The sequence below is a fragment of the Nostoc sp. FACHB-280 genome (assembly GCF_014697615.1).
Lineage (GTDB): Bacteria > Cyanobacteriota > Cyanobacteriia > Cyanobacteriales > Nostocaceae > Nostoc_B.
In genome coordinates this window covers 59,152-82,317 of sequence record NZ_JACJSD010000032.1, presented here as the reverse complement: position 1 = coordinate 82,317, position 23,166 = coordinate 59,152, and the positions used below count along the sequence as shown (strand labels likewise).

Here is a 23,166-nt window from a genome sequence, read left to right as displayed (position 1 = left end):
AACTGTCTTTGTGAGATCCCACCCTCTAAGTACGCATCAATTATTTTCTGCCGAAAGTCAAGTGAGTATGCTTTCATTTATATCTTCTCATAATCTATATCTTATCTAATTACTGTATCTCATTAGACTGGAAAACGCTATAAACCAAAAAGTTGCTGCTATGAGCAAAACAATCATTAAACTAGCAAGAGCAGCAAAAGGAGAAAAAATCAACAAAATTAACATTGTAAAAATCACACTATTGATTAATGTTTTATTCATATCTTTGTACCTGTTGTAGTATCTAGTTTTAGCTTAACTAACAACAGTGTAAATAGTCATATATCTAAAAGTAGGGATTTAAATGAAGCTAAACTTTTCTCAGTCAATCCATCATTAAAACCTATTCAATTTAATATTTAAGATAGCAGTCCTGTCCTAAATGAATTACAAACAAATCTACTCCCTACCTCAACCAGTAGTTTAGAAATCAAATAAGATTGCTATATGAGTCTTTTTTGCCTAGTTCACGGTGCTTTTCAAGGAACTTGGTGTTGGAATTTGCTAACGCCTTACTTAGAATCTCAGGGTCACACAACTTTAGCAATGGATTTGCCAATTGAAAATGCTTCTACTACTTTGTCTCAATTTGCAGATGCAGTGATTAAAGTAGTGCCTAAAACAGATGATGATATTGTTTTAGTCGGTCACTCAATGGCTGGTACGATAATTCCTTTGGTTGCAGAAGCGGTAAAAGTGCGTCAACTAGTTTTCGTAGCGGCGCTACTTCCCTATCCGGGAATTAAGTAGCTCAACCAAATAAACCGTAAAATAAGTGGCAGTGCATCTCAACCATAAAAATGCCAGCATCACTACAAATAAAACTGAGTCAAGAAGAAAACAAAGCTCTTTTAGAGTTGAGTATGAAAGATGGAGTACCACATCGGGTAAAGCAGAGGGCAAGTGTGGTGCGTTTAAATGCGCGTGGATGGAAGGTAAAGCAGATAGCCGAGTATTGGAATTGGGCAGACCAAACAGTGCGCCAAGCAATTCATAGATGGCTGAGTGGAGGAATTGAGGGGCTTTGGGAAGCAGATGGGCGTGGACGCAAGCGTAAATGGACGGATAGTCATTGGCAGCAGATGGAGCAATGGTTAGAAGAACCTCGGCGTTATAGTGCGGCGCAACTTCAAAAAAAATGGGAGCAGGCTTGTGGAGTCAAGGTGGGGAAGGAACAAGTGCGCCGATTAGTCAAAAAAAAGGCTAGACATGGAAACGAATGCGCTCCAGCCCACCACCTGTAAAACAGGAGTATGCTTTTGCCAAGCGGCTAGATTGGGAGATGTTAAAACTGTGGTCAAGCTTGGGAATACTGCGATTAATTTATCTTGATGAATCTGGCTCATGTTGCCAAAGCCCAACTGAGTACAGTTATGCTCGTAGTGGAGTACAAAAGCGAATTGGGCAAAGAAAAAGGCGTGGACGACGAATAAATATTTGGGCTGTGTTGGAGCAAAAAGTTCGCTTTGATTACGCTTTGATGTTAGGCACGCTCAAAACATCTACTCATCTACAACTGATGGAATGGCAGGCACAAAAAGCCTTGCAACATCTTCAACAAACTGGGCAAATCACTGTCATGATGCTGGATAATGCCTCTGTTCATAAAAGCCATTTGGTGCGTTCTCGAATTGACGACTGGCAACAGCAGGGACTATATCTATTTTTCTTGCCACCCTATAGTCCCCAGCTTAATCGCATAGAAGATGAGTGGTTACATCTCAAGCGTGATGAATTGTCAGGACAAGTTTTTGATGACGAATATGATGAGTGCTTGTGCAATTATGGCTGGTGTTGAAGCTAGGGCAACACATCACGGTTATGTTGTTGAGCGTTTTCGCTTTAATTAGGTTGAGCTACTTAATTTAATATTTTTGTGTGGCTGATGATATTAGCAAAAGCTCACGCAAAGACGCAAAATAAAGCCTCGGAATTAATTCCGAGTCTCATAGCGCAAGTCCTCTAAAGAGGACTCTATAAAAAATCCAGTCCACTTGAGTGGACTTTGGCTATTAGCCTGGAACTTTAGTTCTAGGCGGGATATGGTTTCAACAGAAAAATTTGGCTCTCCCAGATTAGATATGTAAAATTAACAACAGAAATACCAATTTAGTAAAACTCTTCGTCTAAAACTATTAAAGTTAGTTAAGCCATAAGCTCTGCGTTTAATTAGCTTAATCTTCTGATTAATTCCTTCAACAATACCTTGAGTAGTTCGGTGATCAAAATAAGCAAGAATTTCATCTATCCATCTACTGATAGTTCGACAACTTTTGGGGAATAATTTATAAGCTGCTTGAGTCCATTCCAGGAATTTATCTAAAGCTTCATCACTGGTTATGGAACTTTCAAATATATCTCTAATTGCTTCTTTATTTCGATACATTTCTCCTAATTCCGGAGCAACTTTTTGGAGTAAATATATCTGAGCTTGTTCCTCATCACTGAGGCATTCTTTTTTCTTCAATAAAGGGTATTTACTGTGAGTTAAGCCAGCTAATCTCTTGTCTCTTTCTTGGCGGTTTTTAATTTTTAAGGCTGCTCTTTTTTCCTGTTTTCTTCTTGCGTCTAACTCCTGATTTATTTGTTTCATGACATGGAATTTATCTGCTACTACTTGAGCATTCGGTAGCATTTCTTGGATTAAACTTTTATATGGTACCCATAAGTCTATGCTGACTTCTTCTATTTGATTTAATACCTCTGAACCCAAACTGGATAAGTATTCTGCTATAATCGCTTTATTTCTCTTCTCTAACAATGCTATCGGTCTTCTTGTTTCTAAATCTACTAATACTGCTGCATAATTCTTTCCTCCTTTTAATTGTGCGATTTCATCTATTCCTAGCTTTTTTATCTGGTTAGGTTTTTCTTTTAGTAGTTCTGATTCTAATTCTTTTAATATTGTTTCTATCTCAGATGAACTCATTCTATTTCTTCGGGCTGCATTCTCTACATCAGTTTCTAACACTTCCTTAATTACTTTGTTCGCTAATCTTTTCGTATAGGTTCTTCTACTTTTTACAAAAGATAGTTTCTCACTAAATACTTTTTGGCATTCTGTACACTTTAATTGCCGACGATTTACTTTTAAAAATACTTGATAGTCACTCATGGGTATATCTCTGACTATATACCAATGATTTTGATGAGTTTTATTAGTTGTTTTTCCACACCGAGGACACTGACTAACTTTTGATTGATTTTGGATTTCAATTACGATTTCATCATCAGTGATAAAATCATAATTCAATACTTTGATATCTTCAATATTCATAACTTTAGTAATAAAATGAAGTAAGGGATTAGAAGGCATATTTATTAAAATACTAATTTTATTTTTAACATCTCTTGTATTTTATATTCTCAATTGCTTGTGTACTTCCTTCTCTGCCTGGGCTTTTGCCATCAATTACTGCTAATTTTATTGAGATATATTTAATTTATTTATAGTATTTTAACATAACTACTCTGGGAGAGCCAAAAATTTTCAACTAAAAAACTTCTCCACGCAACGGATGAATATTTCCACACCCATTGGTAAGACAGTTTCATCAAAATCAAATCGCGGATGATGATGAGGATAAGCTAAATCTTTTTCGGGATTAGCAGAACCAAGAAAGAAATAACAGCCGGGAACTTCTTGTAAGAAGAAAGACATATCTTCGCCGCCCATTGTTTGGCATTCTGGCACAATTCCTACTGGCGTTTCTACCACTTCTTCGGCAATCGATCGCACTAATTCTGCAATTCCCGCATCGTTAATTACTGGCGGATATAAACTCCAATATTCTAAGTCATAGTTTGCACCATGACTCTGACAAATTCCGGCAATGATTTGCTCGATGCGTTGTTTAAAAAAGCCTGCAAATGCGGGGTTAAAATAGCGCACTGTGCCTTTCATATTTGCAGTATCAGCAATGACATTATGTGCTGTACCTGCGTGCAGTGCGCCGACAGTCACCACTGCGGAATCGATGGGGTTAACATTCCGGGCGACAATGGTTTGTAGGGCGTTGACAATCTGCGCTGCAACGACAATCGAATCAACGGTTTGATGGGGAATTGCACCATGTCCACCTTTGCCTAAAATTGTGCAGTTGAATAATTCCACCGCCGCCATCAACGCTCCAGCACGAACACCGACAGTTCCCAAGGGGAGATTATTCCACAGGTGTAAACCAATAATGGCATCCACATCAGGGTTTTTTAGTACTCCAGCCGCAATCATTGGTTCTGCACCTCCCGGCCCTTCTTCGGCTGGCTGGAAGATAATTTTCACAGTCCCCGAAAAGTCTTCTCGATGCTGTTGGAGATAGTATGCTGTACCTAGTGCGATCGCTGTATGTCCATCATGTCCACAAGCGTGCATAATGCCATCATGCTGCGATTTATAGGGTACTTCGTTCAATTCTTGAATGGGCAAAGCATCCATATCTGCCCGAATTGCTAAGACTTTTTCAGTGCTGAGTGCTGAGTGCTGAGTGCTGAGTGTACTTGTACTGAGCGCAGCCGGAGTAGTCGAAGTGTCAGTGCTGAGTTTAGTCCCCTTAATAGTGGCAACAATACCAGTTTTTGCAATACCAGTTTGATGTTCAATTCCCCAGGCTTGCAATTTACTAGCGACAAACTCAGCCGTTAGTTTTTCTTGAAAGCCTAATTCTGGTTGTTGATGTAGTCGCCGCCGCCACTCTACTAATTGTGGTTGCAATGTGCGAATAGAAAGCCGCACACGGGATAAATCAACAGAATAAGAACTGGGGAATGTGGAAACCATTTTGACAACAAACTGCTAGAAGACGGCTGAGATTGGGCTAATGTGAGTTCGATGAACCTCTCCCTAACTCCTTTAGTTAACGTGGTGTGCAACTTTCTCTCAAACCTAACCCCCAACCCTTCCCTACGAGAGAAGGGGGGCAAGATTCAAAGCCTCTCTCCTTGCGGGGGAGAGGTTTGGAGAGGGGTTTAGAAATTAGTCGAACTCACTTGAGGCTATTTTCTCAGTTTAATATTTCCTTAAATATTTAGCGTTTCTAAATCTAAATTAGATGCAGCTTGGGCAAGTTGATCCAAATCTGTGGGGTTATCAAAATAAGGTAAGCAACCCAAAACGGGGAGATGTGTAAATGATTCAATGACTTCTTTTGGTGTCCAGTCGGTAATCTCTGCATCAGTACGGGGTTGAATGCAGTTCAGCACAATACCTATGAGATTTACCCGTGACTGTCTAGCTAAAGCCACATTCGCCACAGCTTGAGATATTGCGCCTAATCTAACAGGGACGACTAAGACTGTGGGTAAACGCCATTCGCCAGCAATATCAGCCACCGTCAACTCATTAGTAACTGGTGAACCCAACCCACCAGCAGATTCTACCAACAAAAACTCATAGCGCGATCGCAACTCACACAATGTTTTCCACACCACAGCTAAATCAACTGGGCGATTTTCTCTAGCGGCGGCGATGGGTGGTGCTAAAGGCGCTTGAAAATACAACGGCGTAATTTCTTCCGGGGATTGTTCTAGCTTAAACAGATTTTGATACCACTCGCGATCGCCAATTCCCGATTGTATTGGCTTCATAATTCCCCAATGACGCTGTGGATAATATTTTTGCCAATAAGCGGCTAATGCTGTAGTTAAAACAGTTTTGCCTGCTTCTGTGTCAGTCCCAGTAATCAATAGTGTGTTCAACAATCTGCTTTTATATGTAATCTCGCCAAGAGCATTATAAATGAGGAAATCTGTCGATAATTATCTTGGTACTTTTTTAGTTGAGCCTAGATTCATTTGCTGCCATATTCCTATGCGTTTATTTTGAGCATTGGCTTGGGCAATTAAATATTGAGTTTTAGTTTCTGAGCAGTAGTCGATAGTATCTTGGTCAATAACTGCATTACCTTCGGCAACTAAGCGGAGATTGACTGATTGATTATCTACGAATATTTCGCCTGTAATGCGATCGCCTTCATCTTCTGTAACTCTTCTAATCACCACAGGACTACCTGCTGGTAATAATTGCTTGAGTTTCTGGGTTGTTGCTAGATTATCTGGTTTTTTCGTTGCGGGTAAATTAATACAAGCAAGTTTTACTGTCTGAATTTGCCCTGTATCGTTTTTGACGGTAATTATATTGCTATTCCCGACATTCAGCACGGTAGCTAAGACTAAAAGTAACTCTACAAAATTCATATTTTTTAAATAGGTATTTTTTTACACCATGTTTTTGAGTGTATTTTACTTGTCGGGTAGCTCCTGTGATTTGTCTCACAGACACAAATTCGACAAAATAACGGTTACATAAATCGCAACAAACCCATCAGTAAAACTTTCCTCGGTAATACTGAAATTAATTTCATCTCTCCGAGGTCGAATTATGACTTTTGATTTACCATTACCACGCAAATCAGCCTTACTGATGAGTGCTTTACTAGGAGGAGTTGTTTTTACTAGTTGTGCTGCCCAAAATTTCTCTACTAAATCATTACCGCCAATTGCCAGCCAAGAACAAGCTGCACCAACAGCTAATAATGTCGTCGCCCAAGCAGAAGCAGCACCAGTCACTAGGGCGCGTCCCCAATTAATCAAAAAAGCCACAATAACAATTGTGGTAAACTCTGTCGAAAACAGCATTGATGCAGTTTCACAGATTATTGCAAAACAGCAAGGTGATTTGATTGGGTTAAATGAACGCCAACCCACAAAACAAAATTCCCGTCACACTGCATCTATACAGTTGCGAGTGCCGCAAAATTTGTTGGAATCGACCTTAGAAGAATTAGCTAAATTAGGTACAATCGAGAGTCGTAATATTACAGCCGAGGATGTAGGCGATCGCTTGGTGGATTTCCGAGCTAGATTAACTAATCTCCGCAAAACCGAAGCAAATTTACAAAAAATTATGGACAGGGCTGGTTCTGTGCGCGATGTGTTGAGTGTTGCTCAAGAACTCAGTCGAGTCCGAGAATCTATTGAGCAAATTGACGCTCAACTCAAAAGCTTGCAAAATCAAGTCGCCTACTCCACCATTACCTTAAATCTCGAAGCCGCTGTATCTAGTAACAGTCCTCAACGTGCGCTAGGTTCACAAATTCAAGAAACTTGGAACAATTCGACTCAATCTCTAGGCAGCTTGACTGTTGGGCTATTAAAGTTAGGTATATGGTTAATAGTCTACACCCCTTATTTGTTGATTTTAGCTGCGGTTGTCTACGGTTTTCTCCGTTGGCGACGCACTCATACACCAGGAGAAACTAGAAATTAAGAACCTGACTCTTTCATGGGATTGTACCGCTTAACACGAAATAATGAGCCAGATGAATGCCAAGATCAAAGAAGCAAGCCCTAGGGTATTGAAAGTACTATGCCAGAAATCCACCAATCTATTGCACAGCACTACCACGAACGTACTAAATATGACCCTCAAACCCTAGCCGCAAAAAATCAAAGGCTAGACTGGGCTAAACAACCAGTACCTTTTAAAGAGTATAAAATTGGCTCGACTTTTGATCTGAAACCTTACCTGCAAGAATCATTAGAACCCCTGGCTTCTCAAGCAGATGCAGGATGGTGGCAAAGACTATCTCGCTTACTGTTTCGGAGTTACGGATTAACTGCCAGAATGCCTTCTATGGGTAGTGCAGTTTATTTGCGTTCTGCGCCTAGTGCTGGTGGGTTATATCCCGCCGAGGTGTATGTAGTTTCTCGCGGTACACCGTTCCTCCCCGCCGGACTTTATAATTATCAGTGCCGCACTCATTCATTGATGCTGTATTGGGAAAATGATGTATGGCGAGCTTTGCAAGATGCTTGTTTTTGGCATCCGGCGTTAGAAGGTACGCAATTGGCAATTGTGGTGACTGCGGTTTTTTATCGTTCGGCTTGGCGGTATGAAGACCGAGCTTATCGGCGAATTTTTCTCGATACAGGGCATTTGTTAGGGAATATTGAGTTAGCCAGTGCGATTACTGATTACCGTCCCCACTTGATTGGCGGTTTTGTTGATGATGCGGTTAATGATTTGTTGTATATTGATCCACAACAAGAAGGTGCGATCGCAGTCTTGGCAATGGCAGATTTATTAGATATTCAGCAAAACTTACCTACAGGATGCACAGCTTTACCTTCCGCGACAGAAACTAAATATCCTCACATCCCTGACGGCGAGTTGCTGAAATATTTTCATCGTCACACCCAAATTCAATCAGGTATCACTGGTAAGTTGAATTTACCAGCAGTGAAACAAGAAAGGTCTTTGGAAGACAAATATAATTTCCCTTTCTGTCTGAAAATTCCCACCGCTACCACACCAATTGACTGGGGTATAAATCTTTCCAGTTTAGAAGCGACTATCCACAAGCGCCGTTCTACTCGTGCTTACAGTGGTGATGATTTAACCTTTGATGAACTCAAAGCTTTATTAGATTTTACCTACCAACCCCAAAATTACATCGACCAACATCTTGACCGGAATCCCGACTACTTTGACCTCAACTTAATTGAAACATTTATTGCCGTGAGTGGAGTCAAAGGCTTGGAATCTGGCTGTTATTATTACGCACCCAAAGCCCAAGAACTGCGCCAGATTCGGTTTAAAAACTTCCGGCGAGAATTACATTATCTGTGTTTGGGGCAAGATTTAGGCAGAGATGCGGCGGCTGTTGTCTTTCATACCGCAGACCTGAGAGCTGCTATTGCTCAGTATGGCGATCGCGTTTATCGTTATTTACACATGGATGCAGGGCATTTAGGTCAACGCTTAAATTTAGCCGCCGTACATCTCAATTTGGGCGTAAGTGGAATTGGTGGTTTTTTTGATGACCAAGTAAATGAAGTCCTTGGTATTCCTACAGATGAAGCCGTTCTATACATTACCACTCTCGGAAGACCAAGATAAGCTGTCATATCGTGTCCGAGTAATCAGTGGTGATTCCAACAATCTGTGCAGAAACCTTAATAACCTCTCCTCTGCTCCCCTTGCGGTCTGTATGATAAGTCTTTTACCAGACATAAAATGAGAGGGTCTTAACGTTTCTGCACAAATTTATATTAACCAGACATGATATAAGTTCTACTAAAATATAGTGGGAAATTTCCAGCCGACGGAGACGAAAGTTTTTCTGAAAACCAAATATGAGTCATATAGTTGAAATAACTGAGGTTTAAAATATCAATTTATAAGTTTAATCAATCATGAATAATGATTTCATATTTACTAATAATCCTTTTCCTATTTGGATTTATGATAGCCAAAGCTTGCAATTTCTCAATGTTAATGCCGCGGCAATTAGTAAATATGGTTATCCAAAAGAACAATTCTTGCAAATGCAGATTACTGAGTTTTATCCTCCAGAATATCAGGAAATTTTATTAGATATTATCAACCACAAAAATAACTTAAAACTCAAATTTCAATGCCAACATCGGTGTCAAGATGGGAGATATATTGATGTTGAAACAGTTACATACTCCATAAAATATCAAGATATAAATGCTCACTTAGTTTATATTCAAGATGTTAGCCATAATCGCCTAGCTGAAGATTTTCCAAATCAAGTACTAGATGACAGCAGTCAAATTATCGGTACCAGTCAAGATATAATTAATCGCAAGCGAACAGAACAAGCCTTAAAAACGCAGCTAGAACGAGAACAATTAATGCGAACTGTAGTCCAAAGAATTCATCAATCTTTGAAATTGCAAGATATTCTCAATGCTACAGTGCAAGAAGTAAGACATTTGCTGCAAGTAGAGCGCGTGATTGTTTATCAATTTGCACCTGATATGAGTGGAAAAGTCGTCGCCGAATCAGTAGAGGCGGGGTGGAGAGAATCTTTAGGTGTCCAAATTGAAGATACTTGTTTTCAGACCGGGGCGGGACTAGAGTATTATTATGGACTGAAACGAGCGATCGCCAATATTTATACAGCCGGACTTACAGATTGTCATATTCAACTGTTAGAGCAATTTGAAGTCAAGGCTAACTTAGTTGTCCCGATTTTATTAGAAGTCGGTGGCGAAAATACTAGTTATCGACTTTGGGGCTTACTTGTAGCACATCAATGTTCTAGGACGAGAGAATGGGAAGAAAGTCAACTAGACTTACTGGATCAACTTTCAGTGACAATTGCGATCGCTATTCAAAAATCTAGTATATTTCAGCAAGCCCAAACAGAATTAGCCGAACGACAAAAAGCCGAAAGAGAATTGCGAAATGCCTTAGCTGAAAAAGAAATTCTCTTAAAAGAAGTACACCATCGTGTCAAAAATAATTTGCAGATAGTTTCGAGTTTATTACAACTCCAATCTCAAACTCTCGTAGATCCAGAAGTAATTAGAGTTTTTCAAGATAGCCAAAATCGGATTGATTCTATCTCGTTAATTCACAAAAACTTATACACTTCTCCCAACATCGGACAATTAGATGTAGTTGATTATATCCAAAGTTTAGCAACTAGTATTTTAATCTCTTACCAAACTGGACTGGATAAAATCGAATTAAAAACTTATATTGCCCCAATAGACCTGAATATCGATCAAGCGATCGCTTGTGGTTTAATTATTAACGAATTAATCTCTAACTCCCTCAAACATGCCTTCCCAAATGACCAGAAAGGCACTATAACCATTACCCTGGAAAAAATTCTTAACCATATTAAAATGTCTATTCAAGATAATGGTGTTGGGATACCAAATGATTTAGATTGGAAGAATACCAGTTCTTTAGGTTTATCTTTAGTTTATGACTTGGTTACAGAACAGCTAGAAGGCAGTATTACTTTAGAACGTAATCACGGTACAGTATTTACTATCCAATTTCCCCAGTTAATTTTGCAGTAACATAGGACTCATATTTGATTTCTAAAAAAACAGCACACCCGAAAAACCCTCTTGCCTACTTCCCTACTCCCAGCCTGCACAGATAATATCAAACATTAAACCAGATTAATATATTTCTAATGGAGCCAGTCAGAATTTTAGTTGTTGAAGATGAAGTCATAGTTGCTAGAACCATTGCTAACCAACTAAATCAACTAGGATATACAGTAATTGGTACAGCTTCTTCAGGACAAGTTGCCATTAATAAAGCTTTAGAAGGCAAACCAGAATTAGTTTTAATGGATGTCATCTTAAAAGGTGAGATGGATGGAATTACCGCCGCATCTCAAATTCGTGAGCAGTTAGATATCCCCGTTATCTTTCTCACTGCTTACGGCGATAATCAGACAGTGCAACGAGCTAAAACGACTCAACCATTTGGTTACATCATTAAACCCTTTACAGCAAAAGATTTACGGATAGCCATTGAAATTGGTTTATTAAAACATCAATTAGAACAGGACTTAAGAGAAAGTCGAGACAGATTCGCCACTCTTTTGAACTCTATGAGTGATGCTGTGATTGCGACAAATGAACAAGGAATCGTGACATTTATTAACCCAGCAGCAGAGTTACTCACTGGTTGGCGACAAGCAGATGCTTTGGGTAAAGACATATCTAAAATTTTGCAGCTAGTTGATGAAGTCACCGAAACTTCTGTAGAAAACCCTGTCACCAGAGTTTTAAGAGAACAAAAGGTTGTCTATTTAAATGACTTTACATCATTAATTACAAAAAATGGCTCTAGAGTGCCTATTGGTGACAGTGCTTCTCCAATTATGCGACACCCTGGGCAAATTAATGGTGTCGTAGTTGTGTTTTGGGATCTTAGCGAACGGCGACAAACACAATTACTCGAACAAGCATTGCATAAAGAGCAAGAAGTTAACCAACTAAAATCTCTATTTATTTCTACTGTTTCTCATGAATTTCGTAATCCTTTAAGTGTGATTCAATCTTCAGTAGAACTGATTGAATTACAAGGAGAAAATTTAACAGCAGAAAAAAGAAATACCTATTTAAACCGAATTAGTAGTGCCGTGCAATCCATGAAACAACTCATGGAAGATGTGCTGTTTATGGGGAAAGCAGATGCAGGGAAATTGGAATGTCATCCTCATCCCCTGAATCTAGATGAATTTTGTCGAGAATTGTTAGCCGAATTTACCATGATTCATCCCAGAGGCGGAGAAATTATTTTTAGCTGTGAGAGCGATCGCACCGATGCCTGCATGGATGAACAATTATTACGCTATATATTTACAAATTTACTCAATAACGCTATCAAATACTCTCCCAAAGGCAGCAACATATTATTTGAGTTAACTTGCGACTTAATTAATCAAGTAGCTATATTTTGTGTTCAAGACCAAGGAATTGGCATCCCAGAAGTTGATCAAGCCAGAATATTTGAATCATTTTATCGAGCTTCTAATGTCAAATCCATTCCGGGTACAGGGCTGGGATTAGTCATTGTGAAAAAGTGTGTAGAAGCGCATCAAGGACAAATTAGCATTCACAGTCAAGGTGGTGTTGGTAGCACATTCACAGTAACTTTGCCATTAAATTATTCATCTTATATGGCTGATCAAGCATAATCTGGACATATTAACCAAGGCTGCTTTGGGAAACTTTAACAATGAGCTAAAGTATGAACTTATGCAAGAGCGTCCGGGTTCAAGGGATCTGTGCCTCCCAAACCTTTATCTGGTTGCTTTTAGAGGCGATTGTCGCCCCTTGAACTTGGTTTGTGTAGCCCCAGACTCCAGTCTGAGGGGTTTATTTTAATCGGTAATGGGTTGTATTAAAAATTGGAGTTAAACCCCGTGAGTGACCAAAATTCTTTTAGTCTAGGAGTGTGGGGACTCTGGATGCTTTTAACAGTAATCGGCTTTATTCTTGGTGGATTTGTTGGTACTGGCGTAGGATTGGTAGCTATTAGTATAGTAAGTATGTTTTTCCCTCCCTCAGCTTTACCGTATGTAGCGGATGGTAGTATAGTCGCTGCGGCGGTCGTGGCTGGTGTAATGATTGGGATATTTCAATGGTTTGTTTTGCAGAGATGGTTTAGCAATTGTCTTTGGTGGATACTTGCCAGTGCTTTTGGCTGGCTGGGAATTGCCTTCACTATTGCTTTTGTGATGTCTACTAGCTGGTGGAGAGTTAATCAAAGTCTTTCTCTTTGGGATGATAGAGGAGCGATCGCTAGTTCTGTGACTAGCTTAATCATAGCGGCTTTGGTAATAGGAATTCTCCAATCTTTAGCACTCAGATTTACACCTTCACAAGCAGCATTGTGGATAGTTATGAATATTGTGGTGTTTTTAATCGCTGCGATAATTATAATTTTTGGGGTACGGAATTTAGCTGGCATTTATAGTCTTCCAGTTTTTCTTGCAGCCTATTCACCCATTTATGCAGCCATTAGTGGTGTGACACTTATTCGAGTCCTCCGGGATTTAATCACAGTCAAATAATCACTATGAGTATGGCTTTCTGAAATTGATACTCATGCCAACAGATATCAGGAAACACTTAATTTTTAGCTCAAATCCCGCCTCAAAATCAATTGCAAGTCCCATTTCTACCAAATCGATAAGAAGAAGCATATAATTGCCTGCGAAGTGCAGGCTTGGTTTATGTAGTCCCAGACTTCAGTCTGAGGGGTTTATTTTAATTGGTAATGGGTTGTAATCAAAATTGGAGTTCAACAGTGAGTGACCAAAATTCTTTGAGTTTAGGAGTATTGGGACGCTGGATGCTGTTAACAGTAACTGGCTTTATTGTTGGTGGAGTTGTTGGCACTGGCGTAGGATTTGTAGCTATTCCTGTTGTGAGTATATCGTTAGCTTTCTTACCTTTACCGGGAGCGCAAGGTCAAGGAGCTATTGGTTATCTACTATATGGTAGTGCGATCGCTGCGGCGGTGGTGGCTGGTGTAATAATTGGTATATCTCAATGGTTTATTTTGCAGAGATGGTTTACCCAGAGGCTGTGGTGGATACTTGCCAGTGCTTTTGGCTGGGCTGGAATTGCTTTCACCATGTCTATTTTGACGTATACTCACGTTGCCGGGCCAGTTGGTCAACCTGATGGGACATTTTTAGAAACAACTCTTTGGGATAATAGAGAAGCGATCGCGAGTTCTGTTACTGGCGTACTCATAGCAGCTTTGGTAATAGGAATTCTCCAATCTTTAGCACTCAAATTTAAACCTCCACAAGCAGTACTGTGGACAGTTATGAATATTTTTGTGTTTTTTATCGCTGCGGTAATTATAATTTTGTGGGTACGAGGTGCAGGTGGAATTTTTGGTGTTCCAGTTTTTTTTGTAGCCTACTCACCAGTGTATGCAGCCATTAGTGGTGTGACACTTCTTCGAGTCCGGGATTGAAATACAGTAAAATAATCACTATAACTATCGCTTTCTAAAATTGATCCTCATGCCAACAGATATCAGAAAACACTTAATTTAGCTCAAATCCCGCCTCAAAATCACAAGTCCCGTTTATACCAAATCGATAAGAAGAAGCATATAATTGCCTGCGAAGTGCAGGCTATTTTTGTATAAACCCAAACTTACTGCACTTTTGGAGTAAGTGAGGTACACCATAAGTAATCAGTAAATTTATGAGTCATTACTCATTACTTTTTTCCATCAGTTACTCTACCTCATAAAATCAAATTTGCTGTAAGTCTGAGGGTTTTATTTTAATTGGTAATGGGTTGTCATCAAAGTTGGAGTTAAACCGTGAGTAACCAAAATTATTTGAGTTTAGGAGTGTGGGGACGCTGGATGCTGTTAACAGTAATCGGCTTTATTCTTGGCGGATTTGTTGGCACTGGCGTAGGATTGTTAGCCATTGGTATATTGAATATGTTGTTCACTTCCTTCCCTTTACTATTGCAAAATCAAAATGTAATGTATGGAATGTATAGTTGTGTGATTGCTGCGGCGGTGGCGGCTGGTGTAGTGATTGGGATATTTCAATGGTTCGTTTTGCAGAGATGGTTTACCCAGAGGCTTTGGTGGATACTTGCTAGTGCTTTTGGCTGGGCTGGAATTGCCTTAACTATCTTTATTTTAATTTTTACTACCTGGTGGCCAGTGGGGACTTCCTTGGAAACAAATCTGTGGAATAATAGAGGAGCGATCGCTAGTTCTGTTACTGGCTTAATCATAGCGGCGTTAGTAATAGGCATTCTCCAATCTTTAGCACTCAGATTTACACCTCCACAAGCAGCATTGTGGATAGTTATGAATATTTTGGTGTTTTTAATCGTTGCGATAATTATAATTTTTGAGGTACGGAATTTAACTGGCATTTATAGTCTTCCAGTTTTTCTTGTAGCTTATTCACCCATTTATGCAGCCATTAGTGGTGTGACACTTATTCGAGTCCAGGCTTGAAATACAGTAAAATCATGTCTAAAAAACTTATTTATTATGAGGGGGGTTAGGGATGGGTGAAATACTGTGCAGCTTCACATAAAATTGGTATAAGTAAATTATTTTTTAGATTGTCGAGCAGGAATTTGAATAATAAAGGTTGCTCCTGCTCCTGGTTCTGAATGGCATTCTAATTTACCTCTATGCAATTCAACAATAATTTTATAACTAATAGATAAACCTAAACCTGTACCTTTGCCAATATCTTTAGTCGTAAAGAACGGATCGAATAGTTTTGTCTGTACTGGTTCTGTAATTCCTAAACCATTATCAGCAATACTAATTTCTATCCAGTCATGATTGATGACTTTAGTTGCAATTTCAATTGTCGGATTAAAATTTTCTTGAGTACATCTTTTTTTAATGACTGCCTCTTCTAAAGCATCAGTCGCATTAGCTAAGATGTTCATGAATACTTGGTTAAGCTGCCCTGCATAACATTCAACTAATGGTAATTCTCCATAGTTACGGATAATTTGAATATCCTGTAATTTATTAGATAATGCCTTAAACCGATTATTTAAAATTACTAAGGTACTATCAATACCATCATGAACATTAACACTTTTGAACTCGGCTTCATCAAGACGAGAAAAGGTGCGTAGTGATTTGACAATTTCACAAATACGCTCGGCACCACACATCATTGATTGAAATAGTTTATGTGCATCCTCTTGGATAAATTCAAGTTCAATTGCGTTGATTTTTTGCTGAATATCAATTGCGGGTTTGGGATAATGTTTTTGGTAAATTTCCAGTAAATCTAGAACATCTTGAAAGTATTTATGAGCATAATTTAAGTTACCATAAATGAAACTAACGGGATTATTAATTTCGTGAGCAATTCCCGCCACTAAAACTCCCAGAGCAGACATTTTCTCCGATTCTACGAGTTTAATTTGTAAAGCTTTGAGATTGCCCAAAATGGTTTCTAATTCTTGACCGCGATTTTCTAAAGCAATTTTTGATGCTTCCAATTCTCGAATCACATTTTTGAGTAGTGATTCTCTGACTTCACTAGCATTCTCTAATTGTTGGCGGTCTGCTTCTGAACGCTCTAATTTTTTCTGTAAAACTCGCACAGTTTTTTCTAATTCTTTGAGTCTGCCATCGTAGTCTATATCTTGCATAACCCTTTACTTTGTGCCTAATAGCAAAGTCACAAATGTCTCTTGATGATAATATGTAGAACCTTGTGGTTTTATGGGAGCAAATTCACCATAAGTATAGAACCCACAAATTGGTATGTCTTTACCAAGTTCTGTTTTGATAATTTGATACTCTTCTTTGGCTCTTGTGCCTAATAACCAACGCCGACAGCAACAAGAAAATAGTAAGATAGCATCTGGTTCTGTGCCAGGATAATTTTTTAAGGCTTTCTGAAGAGATGTTTTGACAGCATCAAGAACATCATCACGGTTAAAGTCTGTCATCTGAACTGTGGCTTTTTCTGGCACACTGCCCAAAAAATTAATGCTATCAGTTGATGTACAAGTATTTGGAACGCGCATATAGTAGCGATCGCTATTTCCTTCGTATACTGCTAAAGGATTTTCTGCTGTTGGTTGGCGATCGCCCAAATATCGCTGATAAAATGTCAGTGCTGAGACTCCATCAATTTCCTCAACCACGGTTCCGTGGGATTTTGTCACAATACCTTTGCTTCCAATGGGTTTCCAACCACAGCCAGTTCCATAAGAAAATAAAATATCCCCGGAAAAAATCAGAATTGGGAGTGCATCTGTAAAAACTTCATTCCCAAAAAATTGATAAGCCGTTTTAAACCTAAATTGATCTCCTGCTGCACCGCCTAAAATTGGCACTTCAGAACCTAAAGCTGATTTCAAACTTGCCAAAATTAACTCGCCATTGGTAGTGGAACCATCTGCTAAATAACTCGCAGGTAAGGTAACACATAATTTTGCTGGGGTACTACACTTCTTTGTAGCCTGTTGTACTGCTTGCTGCGCCGCCGCCAAGGGATTTTCTTTGGCTTTGTACCCTACCCCTGCATGAATATCTACAGTGTCAGAACAGAACAGCATCAGCGTTAAGGAATCTTGCTGAAACCCTAATATTGAAGATATTTCACCATCTGTAGTACAACCAATCAAGTCAATTGCTGGAAATACTTGCTGAATTTCTTTGAGAATCAGCGCGTGATCAAAGTCTATTGCTGCAAATATAATACCAGCTTTGATTGGTATTTCCGGTAAATTACGTAATTGACTCACACATCTATCTAATACATCTGCGATCGCTCCTTGAGTATCGGGGTCATCACTATGGCCAAGAATCACCTTTAACATTTCATCCTCTCAACTAATTAAAAATGTGGTTATTTCATTGGTAAGGCAAAGGTAGAAATGAAACTCAAATCAAAATATTATTGCTTGGAGAACAGTTGGATAAATTAATATACATTTAAGTCTGTGTAAACCTGATAATTTGACTATTTTCAGAGTTCCCACAAATTAGTAGAGAATAACGCTACTAATATAAATTTTTTAGTAAAGCATTATTTAATAGCTTATATCCAGTTCAAATTAACTTGGAGATTGTAATAAAAAAATAGGTAATATATCGTAATCATTCGCAGTAGGTCAGCCGCAAATTGACTAGGAAGATAATGTTCTTCAAAGTCTTCTCAAAAATACTAATTTCTACTTAAATTATGGATATGGAAAAGCGAAAGCCATAATAAAAATTGTTAAAAATAATACTCCAAATACTTACAAATCAAGCAAATGACATATTTAAATTGGTGTGCAACTTTCTAACCTAACCCCCAACCCCTTCCCTTGCAGGGAAGGGGAGCAAAAATTAAAGCCTCTAACGGGTGTCGGTGTTCAAAACCCTCACACCCTTAATTCTTAAATTCCGTGACTTTTCCCAATTACCCAATGTCTGCGGAAAAATCGGGCTAAGGCTGATTCTTCTAGAGATAAATAGATAGGTCTACCGTGGGGACAGGTACGGGGGTTACGGGTGCGTTGCCATTGGTCTAACAGTGTTTGCATTTCTGGTAGGCTCAGTGGTGTACCGTTACGAATGGCGGTACGACAAGCAACCGCAACTTGAGCCGCTTGCAAGTCTCCGCCCCAACTAAGTTCTAAAATCGCTTCTGCACAGTCTTCTCGTTGTTGCAAAAGGGTGGGTATGTTCCGAACTGCCCAAAGTTGTTCGCCAAAGGTTTCTATATCTAAACCAATGCGTTGCAGTTGCGAAACTTGCGCGGGTGACAGTTGATAAAGAATAATTGAGGGTTCCACAGGAACAAGTTGCCAATTATCACAGATTTGTTCGTACAAAACTCGCTCGTGGGCAATATGTTGTTCTACTAACCACATTCCACCAGGATGTTCGGCCACAATGTAAGTATTGCTGACTTGAGCTACTGCTTTGAGAGAGTGCTGAGTGCTTTCTGTTTTGCTGGGATTAAATTGATAACTGCCTTTTTCTTCTGCGGCTTTGAGTAATTTGCTGACTCTGGTGGTTTGGACAGCGTCTTTAAAGTTCGCATCATCAATGCGAAGTGCTTGGTCAATTGCTTGGGTGATTTGCTCTTGCCAATAGTTTAATTCATTTAGATAGATTTCCGTTTTGGCTGGGTTACGATTCCAGTTAATTTGGTCGGGAGAAATTTCTAGATGTAATAAACAAATAGGATAGCGATCGCGTGGTAAAGTCCGATGAAACGCTGACAAAATAGTCTGCTCAAGTTCCGGCGATTTCACCATTCTGCCATTAACAGCGATTCTTATCCAGTCTGGGCGGTGGCGATGACATCTATCTGGTAGTCCGACTACAAGAGAAAGTGCTGATTTGGTAGGATGGGGGATTTCGAGTTTTAGTTCTTGTAAATCACCTTGGCGGACTTGGGGTAAAATTTGCGGCAGTAGTTGTCCGGTGGTAGTGGCGGGAGAAATGGTGAACCAGATGCGGTCATTTTGCCAAAGTTGCCATGTTACTTGCGGATGACACAAAGCGATTTGATGAATTGTGGCTTGCACAGCTTTTATTTGCTGTGCTGCACTGGGTAAACCTTGGCGACGAGATGGGCAATTACCAAACAGATTAGAAACTGTAACTACTGTACCAGGTGCGATCGCTGTTGCTTCTACTGTTTGTGCTTTGCCATCATCACCATAAACCACCCGCCACCCCAAATTACCATCAGCAGGACGACTCAAAATTTCTAACTCTGCCAAAGTCGTCAAGCTATGCAACGCTTCACCCCGAAACCCCAAGCTGTGAATTTTCCATAAATCATCGCTAGAGCGTATTTTACTCGTACTGTGGGCTGTTGCGGCTTGTTGCAAGTCTTCCAGGTTCATCCCACAGCCATTGTCAGCCACACGGATGCGCCATTGTTGCGGCCATAAATAAACCACAATCCTTGTTGCACCTGCATCTAGAGAATTTTCCACCAATTCCCTCACAGCAGATGCCAAGGAGTCTATCACCTCACCAGCTGTAATGAGATATACGACTTCGGTTGGTAAAGCTTGAATAGTAGATGCCATAAATTACAGTTTAGGCTAGTAGGCAACTCTTGTGCAGGAAAAATTACAACCTGTATAAGTCTGCTAGAACTTACGCAAAAAAACAAAAAACTCAGGTTTTAGAGTAGGGTGTAGGGGTATGAGGGTGTAAGAGCGTATGTATTCAAAACCATTTCACCCCATACCCTTTCACCCCATACCCTTTCACCCCTACACCCCATCTCCACAATTCTGGTGTGTAAGTCCTGCTCATGAACACCTGATGCTAAACACCTACACTAAAAGAAGGGATTTTAAAATCTGAGGAAGGTGACTAGAGTGAACAGCAAGAATCAATTTGTTTTAGCATTAGTCTTAAAAGGTGCGATCGCATTTTCACCCTTGCTGCTGTCTACTGGTTTGGCTAGTGGACAAACTACACCACCCATCACCAAGGAACAAACTATCGCGCAAGTTCTCTCTAATCAAGAACGCGCAGAATTAAACCAACTGCGAAAGCAAGCACCATCTAATGGCATTTCGACAACTATCTTGCTCAATCTTTGGTTAGTCATCTTAAGTTTATTTCCTGTAGCTGTGATTGCTTTATTTTGGTTGTTGCGGCGGGTAGCCATTCGGGAAATTGTTGATAAAGCAATGGGACAACTACAAGGCATCGAAAATTTGCAAAATCAAATAGTTATTGTTAAGCAAGAAGCGGAAAATCTGATTCAAGAAGTTAAAAAAATTAATCGAGAATTAGAGAATGAGTCGGAAGCTCTCAAGCGTAATATACAGCAAGAACAAGAGAATTTATCTAATTTACAATCTGAGATAATACAATCTAAACATAATATTTTATCAGGTTTAGAATTAGAAATAAAGAACCTAAAAAGTCATCTAGAAAATTTAGAAGCTGAATTTAGTCAGCAATTACAACAATTGCAGCTAAACGCCCAACAAAAACGCGATACCAGTTTAGAAAATATCGTTAACTTAGAATCTGACTTTGCTTCACAGATTGCAGAAATCAAAATAGGCACTGAAAAACATAAGCAGATAACTTGGGAATATTTGGAAAAATCCCAAAATGAATTTATCGCTCAGTTTGCCAATTTACAAGCAGATTTTCAACAACAGAAAGATAATTTAATTGCGGAATTGTTCAAAACGCAACAAGAATTTGTCTCAGAATTGGCAGGAATTAGAGTCGATGCTGAACAACAAAAAGATAGAACCAAAAATAATATCGCAGAATTAGAAAATAGCTTTAATTTGCATATATCCAGCTTAAACTCGGCAACTCAGCAGCGAAAAGATGACTTACTGGCAGAATTAGTCAAAAACCAACAAGAATTTATCTCAGAGTTAGCGGGAATTAGAGTCGATGCTGAACAGCAAAAAGATAGGACTAAAAATAATATCGCAGAATTAGAAAATAGCTTTAATTTACATATATCTAGCTTAAACTCGGCAACTCAGCAGCGAAAAGATGACTTACTGGCAGAATTAGTCAAAACGCAACAAGAATTTATCTCAGAGTTGGCGGGGATGAGAGTAGATACTGAACAGCAAAAAGATAAAACACTCGATAATATTAGAGAAATAGCCAATAGTTTAACTGCTCAACTCTCTGGTTTACCCTTGGAGTATGAGCAACAAAAGCAAGTATTATTAGATAATTTAGAAAAAATCCAAACAGCCGCACAGTTAGATATCAGCGATCGTAAAGATTCAATTATCGAAAATCTAGAAAAATCTGGTTTAGAGTTTGCTGAACAATTTTCGGAACTGCAAGTAAATGCTCAAAAACAAAAGTTATTCCTTCTCGAAAAACTGGAAAAATTAGAAACTGAATTTGTGTCTCAACTTTCCGAGTTGCAATTAGATGCTCAACAACGTAAAGAGTTAATTCTCCAAGAAATTACAGAATCAAAAACAACCCAGACTCAAGCACCACAAGTATCAGTAGAGGCTGATATTCAACAAGGTGATGATTTATTTGCCCAAAAGCAATATGAAGCAGCGATCGCATGTTACAATCAAGCAATAAAAATCCAGCCGGAGAATGCCAACGCTTGGTTAAAACATGGTCTGACTTTAGCAAGACTGAAGCGTTATCAAGATGCGATCGCTTCTTATGACAAGGCTATCAAACTTCAACCAGATTATCATCAAGCGTGGTGCGATCGCGGCGTGGCGTTTGGTAATCTCCGTCAGCATAAGCACGCTTTTGCTTGTTTTAATAAAGCCACAAAAATCAAACCCGATGATGTCACGGCTTGGTTAAACCGGGGTTTATCGCTTATAGAATTGGAAGAATATGAAGAAGCATTGGCTTCATTTGAGCAAGCAATTAAATTACAACCCAACTCGCCCAAAATCTGGGATAAACGCGGTTACACGCTGGTAAGATTAGGTATGGATGACGATGCGATCGCTGCATTCAATAAAGCCCTAGAACTGAAACCAGATTACGCAATTTCTCATTATAATAAAGCAGCTTGTTACGCTCTCCAAAAGCAAGCGCAATTAGCAATTGAATGTCTCCAACAAGCAATAGAAATTAATCCCAGATATAAAGAAGATGCTGCAAATGATATCGACTTTGATGAAATCGCTAAAAATGAACGGTTTCAACAGTTAATCGCTGATTAATTTGATATTCTATTTAAGAATTCAGGAGTCAAGAGATATAGTATTAAAATGCCGTACAGTGCGTTTACTTTTAATAAAGTCAAAAAAGACTTTCAACTAACAGTTGTTGAAAATCAGGATTTATTCTCTGATACAGCAGTTGTTACACCTACAGATTACCTAAATATGATTCTGGCAGAACATTTACCTTTAGTAACGGCAATCAATACAGAAAAAGCTAGTTCAGAATTGGTAATCATGCCAGTTTTAATAGAAGTGAGACGTTATTTACAATATCAAGTCAGCGTTTTCTCTGGTTCCGAATTTAATGTTGATGCAGCCCAAGGATTAGAAGGACGTTGTGATTTTATCTTGTGTAAATCACCAGAACAGTATGATATCACCAGCCCTGTAGTGACAATTGTTGAAGCTAAAAACGAAAGTATTAAATCAGGTTTAGGACAATGTATTGCCACAATGATTGCTGCTAATTTATTTAATCAACAACAGGGCAATGTTACTAATGAGATTTATGGTGTGGTGACAACAGGAACTGATTGGAAATTTTTAAAACTTTGCAATAGCACTGTTTTTATTGATAAAAAAGATTATTTTATCAAGGAAGTAGATAAAATTCTCGGCATTTTATCTATGAGCCTGATTAATTCTACAGTTTAG

Annotated in this window: 19 protein-coding genes; 12 read left to right on the top strand and 7 right to left on the bottom strand. The window is 39.0% G+C overall.

Annotation, left to right across the window (positions count from 1 at the left end):
* The first annotated feature begins 486 nt into the window (after positions 1-486).
* Genes H6G75_RS21625 through H6G75_RS21615 form a run of 3 tightly spaced genes read left to right on the top strand, consistent with a single transcriptional unit; the run spans position 487 to position 1,837 of the window.
* Positions 487-789: a triacylglycerol lipase gene (locus H6G75_RS21625; protein WP_242051607.1), complete on the top strand. Its 303-nt coding sequence runs from the start codon at positions 487-489 to the stop codon at positions 787-789.
* Between the two features lie 50 nt (positions 790-839).
* On the top strand, positions 840-1,283 hold the full coding sequence (locus H6G75_RS21620; protein ID WP_190982074.1) for a helix-turn-helix domain-containing protein: 444 nt from the start codon (positions 840-842) through the stop codon (positions 1,281-1,283).
* Positions 1,259-1,837: a transposase gene (locus H6G75_RS21615; protein ID WP_190982073.1), complete on the top strand. Its 579-nt coding sequence runs from the start codon at positions 1,259-1,261 to the stop codon at positions 1,835-1,837. The genes H6G75_RS21620 and H6G75_RS21615 overlap by 25 nt, the downstream gene beginning before the upstream one ends.
* Positions 1,838-2,128: 291 nt before the next feature.
* Here H6G75_RS21615 and H6G75_RS21610 read toward each other — a convergent pair whose 3' ends face one another.
* The 4 genes from H6G75_RS21610 to H6G75_RS21595 form a co-directional block, all read right to left on the bottom strand.
* Entirely contained in the window at positions 2,129-3,316 is a 1,188-nt protein-coding gene (locus H6G75_RS21610; RefSeq protein WP_242051606.1) for an ISL3 family transposase, read from the bottom strand.
* A gap of 213 nt (positions 3,317-3,529) precedes the next feature.
* Positions 3,530-4,816, bottom strand: coding sequence for a M20 family metallopeptidase (locus tag H6G75_RS21605; protein ID WP_190982071.1), 1,287 nt, complete (start codon positions 4,814-4,816; stop codon positions 3,530-3,532).
* Between the two features lie 239 nt (positions 4,817-5,055).
* Positions 5,056-5,733 carry a dethiobiotin synthase gene (gene bioD, locus H6G75_RS21600; protein ID WP_190982070.1) on the bottom strand — a complete coding sequence of 226 codons (678 nt, stop codon included), beginning with the start codon at positions 5,731-5,733 and terminating at the stop codon, positions 5,056-5,058.
* A 60-nt stretch (positions 5,734-5,793) separates the two neighbouring features.
* The gene (locus H6G75_RS21595) at positions 5,794-6,231 is read right to left on the bottom strand and encodes a thermonuclease family protein (protein ID WP_190982069.1); all 438 of its coding nucleotides are present in this window, start codon (positions 6,229-6,231) and stop codon (positions 5,794-5,796) included.
* Positions 6,232-6,415: 184 nt separating this feature from the next.
* Here H6G75_RS21595 and H6G75_RS21590 point away from each other — a divergent pair, with 184 nt between their 5' ends.
* The 7 genes from H6G75_RS21590 to H6G75_RS21560 all read left to right on the top strand — a co-directional run bounded on the left by H6G75_RS21590 (position 6,416) and on the right by H6G75_RS21560 (position 15,328).
* Positions 6,416-7,303, top strand: a complete 888-nt coding sequence (locus tag H6G75_RS21590; protein ID WP_190982068.1) for a DUF4349 domain-containing protein — start codon at positions 6,416-6,418, stop codon at positions 7,301-7,303.
* A 99-nt stretch (positions 7,304-7,402) separates the two neighbouring features.
* A complete protein-coding gene (locus H6G75_RS21585) occupies positions 7,403-8,935 on the top strand; it encodes a SagB/ThcOx family dehydrogenase (RefSeq protein WP_190982067.1) in 1,533 nt (510 codons plus the stop codon).
* A gap of 296 nt (positions 8,936-9,231) precedes the next feature.
* Positions 9,232-10,878 (top strand): histidine kinase dimerization/phosphoacceptor domain -containing protein, encoded by a 1,647-nt coding sequence (locus tag H6G75_RS21580; protein ID WP_190982066.1) that lies wholly within the window; start codon positions 9,232-9,234, stop codon positions 10,876-10,878.
* A 119-nt stretch (positions 10,879-10,997) separates the two neighbouring features.
* Complete coding sequence (locus H6G75_RS21575; RefSeq protein ID WP_190982065.1) at positions 10,998-12,515, top strand: ATP-binding protein; 1,518 nt, start codon at positions 10,998-11,000, stop codon at positions 12,513-12,515.
* 228 nt (positions 12,516-12,743) lie between these two features.
* Positions 12,744-13,394: a hypothetical protein gene (locus tag H6G75_RS21570; RefSeq protein ID WP_190982064.1), complete on the top strand. Its 651-nt coding sequence runs from the start codon at positions 12,744-12,746 to the stop codon at positions 13,392-13,394.
* Positions 13,395-13,630: 236 nt separating this feature from the next.
* Positions 13,631-14,311, top strand: coding sequence for a hypothetical protein (locus H6G75_RS21565; protein ID WP_190982063.1), 681 nt, complete (start codon positions 13,631-13,633; stop codon positions 14,309-14,311).
* A 357-nt stretch (positions 14,312-14,668) separates the two neighbouring features.
* On the top strand, positions 14,669-15,328 hold the full coding sequence (locus H6G75_RS21560) for a hypothetical protein (RefSeq protein WP_190982062.1): 660 nt from the start codon (positions 14,669-14,671) through the stop codon (positions 15,326-15,328).
* A gap of 98 nt (positions 15,329-15,426) precedes the next feature.
* Here H6G75_RS21560 and H6G75_RS21555 read toward each other — a convergent pair whose 3' ends face one another.
* From H6G75_RS21555 to mutL, 3 genes are all read right to left on the bottom strand, one after another.
* Positions 15,427-16,497 carry a sensor histidine kinase gene (locus tag H6G75_RS21555; RefSeq protein WP_190982061.1) on the bottom strand — a complete coding sequence of 357 codons (1,071 nt, stop codon included), beginning with the start codon at positions 16,495-16,497 and terminating at the stop codon, positions 15,427-15,429.
* A 6-nt stretch (positions 16,498-16,503) separates the two neighbouring features.
* Positions 16,504-17,676, bottom strand: coding sequence for an FIST signal transduction protein (locus H6G75_RS21550; RefSeq protein WP_190982060.1), 1,173 nt, complete (start codon positions 17,674-17,676; stop codon positions 16,504-16,506).
* A gap of 564 nt (positions 17,677-18,240) precedes the next feature.
* A complete protein-coding gene (gene mutL, locus H6G75_RS21545; protein ID WP_190982059.1) occupies positions 18,241-19,893 on the bottom strand; it encodes a DNA mismatch repair endonuclease MutL in 1,653 nt (550 codons plus the stop codon).
* A gap of 297 nt (positions 19,894-20,190) precedes the next feature.
* On the opposite strand from mutL, the gene H6G75_RS21540 reads away from it, so the two are divergent.
* Entirely contained in the window at positions 20,191-22,509 is a 2,319-nt protein-coding gene (locus H6G75_RS21540) for a tetratricopeptide repeat protein (RefSeq protein ID WP_190982058.1), read from the top strand.
* Positions 22,510-22,557: 48 nt separating this feature from the next.
* Positions 22,558-23,166 carry a hypothetical protein gene (locus H6G75_RS21535; RefSeq protein ID WP_190982057.1) on the top strand — a complete coding sequence of 203 codons (609 nt, stop codon included), beginning with the start codon at positions 22,558-22,560 and terminating at the stop codon, positions 23,164-23,166.

Excerpts from the sequence above, each read along its gene's own strand:
- H6G75_RS21625 (WP_242051607.1), top strand. The coding sequence starts at position 487 with ATGAGTCTTTTTTGCCTAGTTCACGGTGCTTTTCAAGGAACTTGGTGT.
- H6G75_RS21620 (WP_190982074.1), top strand. The coding sequence starts at position 840 with ATGCCAGCATCACTACAAATAAAACTGAGTCAAGAAGAAAACAAAGCT.
- H6G75_RS21615 (WP_190982073.1), top strand. The coding sequence starts at position 1,259 with ATGCGCTCCAGCCCACCACCTGTAAAACAGGAGTATGCTTTTGCCAAG.
- H6G75_RS21610 (WP_242051606.1), bottom strand. The coding sequence starts at position 3,316 with ATGAATATTGAAGATATCAAAGTATTGAATTATGATTTTATCACTGAT.
- H6G75_RS21605 (WP_190982071.1), bottom strand. The coding sequence starts at position 4,816 with ATGGTTTCCACATTCCCCAGTTCTTATTCTGTTGATTTATCCCGTGTG.
- H6G75_RS21595 (WP_190982069.1), bottom strand. The coding sequence starts at position 6,231 with ATGAATTTTGTAGAGTTACTTTTAGTCTTAGCTACCGTGCTGAATGTC.
- H6G75_RS21590 (WP_190982068.1), top strand. The coding sequence starts at position 6,416 with ATGACTTTTGATTTACCATTACCACGCAAATCAGCCTTACTGATGAGT.
- H6G75_RS21585 (WP_190982067.1), top strand. The coding sequence starts at position 7,403 with ATGCCAGAAATCCACCAATCTATTGCACAGCACTACCACGAACGTACT.
- H6G75_RS21580 (WP_190982066.1), top strand. The coding sequence starts at position 9,232 with ATGAATAATGATTTCATATTTACTAATAATCCTTTTCCTATTTGGATT.
- H6G75_RS21575 (WP_190982065.1), top strand. The coding sequence starts at position 10,998 with ATGGAGCCAGTCAGAATTTTAGTTGTTGAAGATGAAGTCATAGTTGCT.
- H6G75_RS21555 (WP_190982061.1), bottom strand. The coding sequence starts at position 16,497 with ATGCAAGATATAGACTACGATGGCAGACTCAAAGAATTAGAAAAAACT.
- H6G75_RS21550 (WP_190982060.1), bottom strand. The coding sequence starts at position 17,676 with ATGTTAAAGGTGATTCTTGGCCATAGTGATGACCCCGATACTCAAGGA.
- mutL (WP_190982059.1), bottom strand. The coding sequence starts at position 19,893 with ATGGCATCTACTATTCAAGCTTTACCAACCGAAGTCGTATATCTCATT.
- H6G75_RS21535 (WP_190982057.1), top strand. The coding sequence starts at position 22,558 with ATGCCGTACAGTGCGTTTACTTTTAATAAAGTCAAAAAAGACTTTCAA.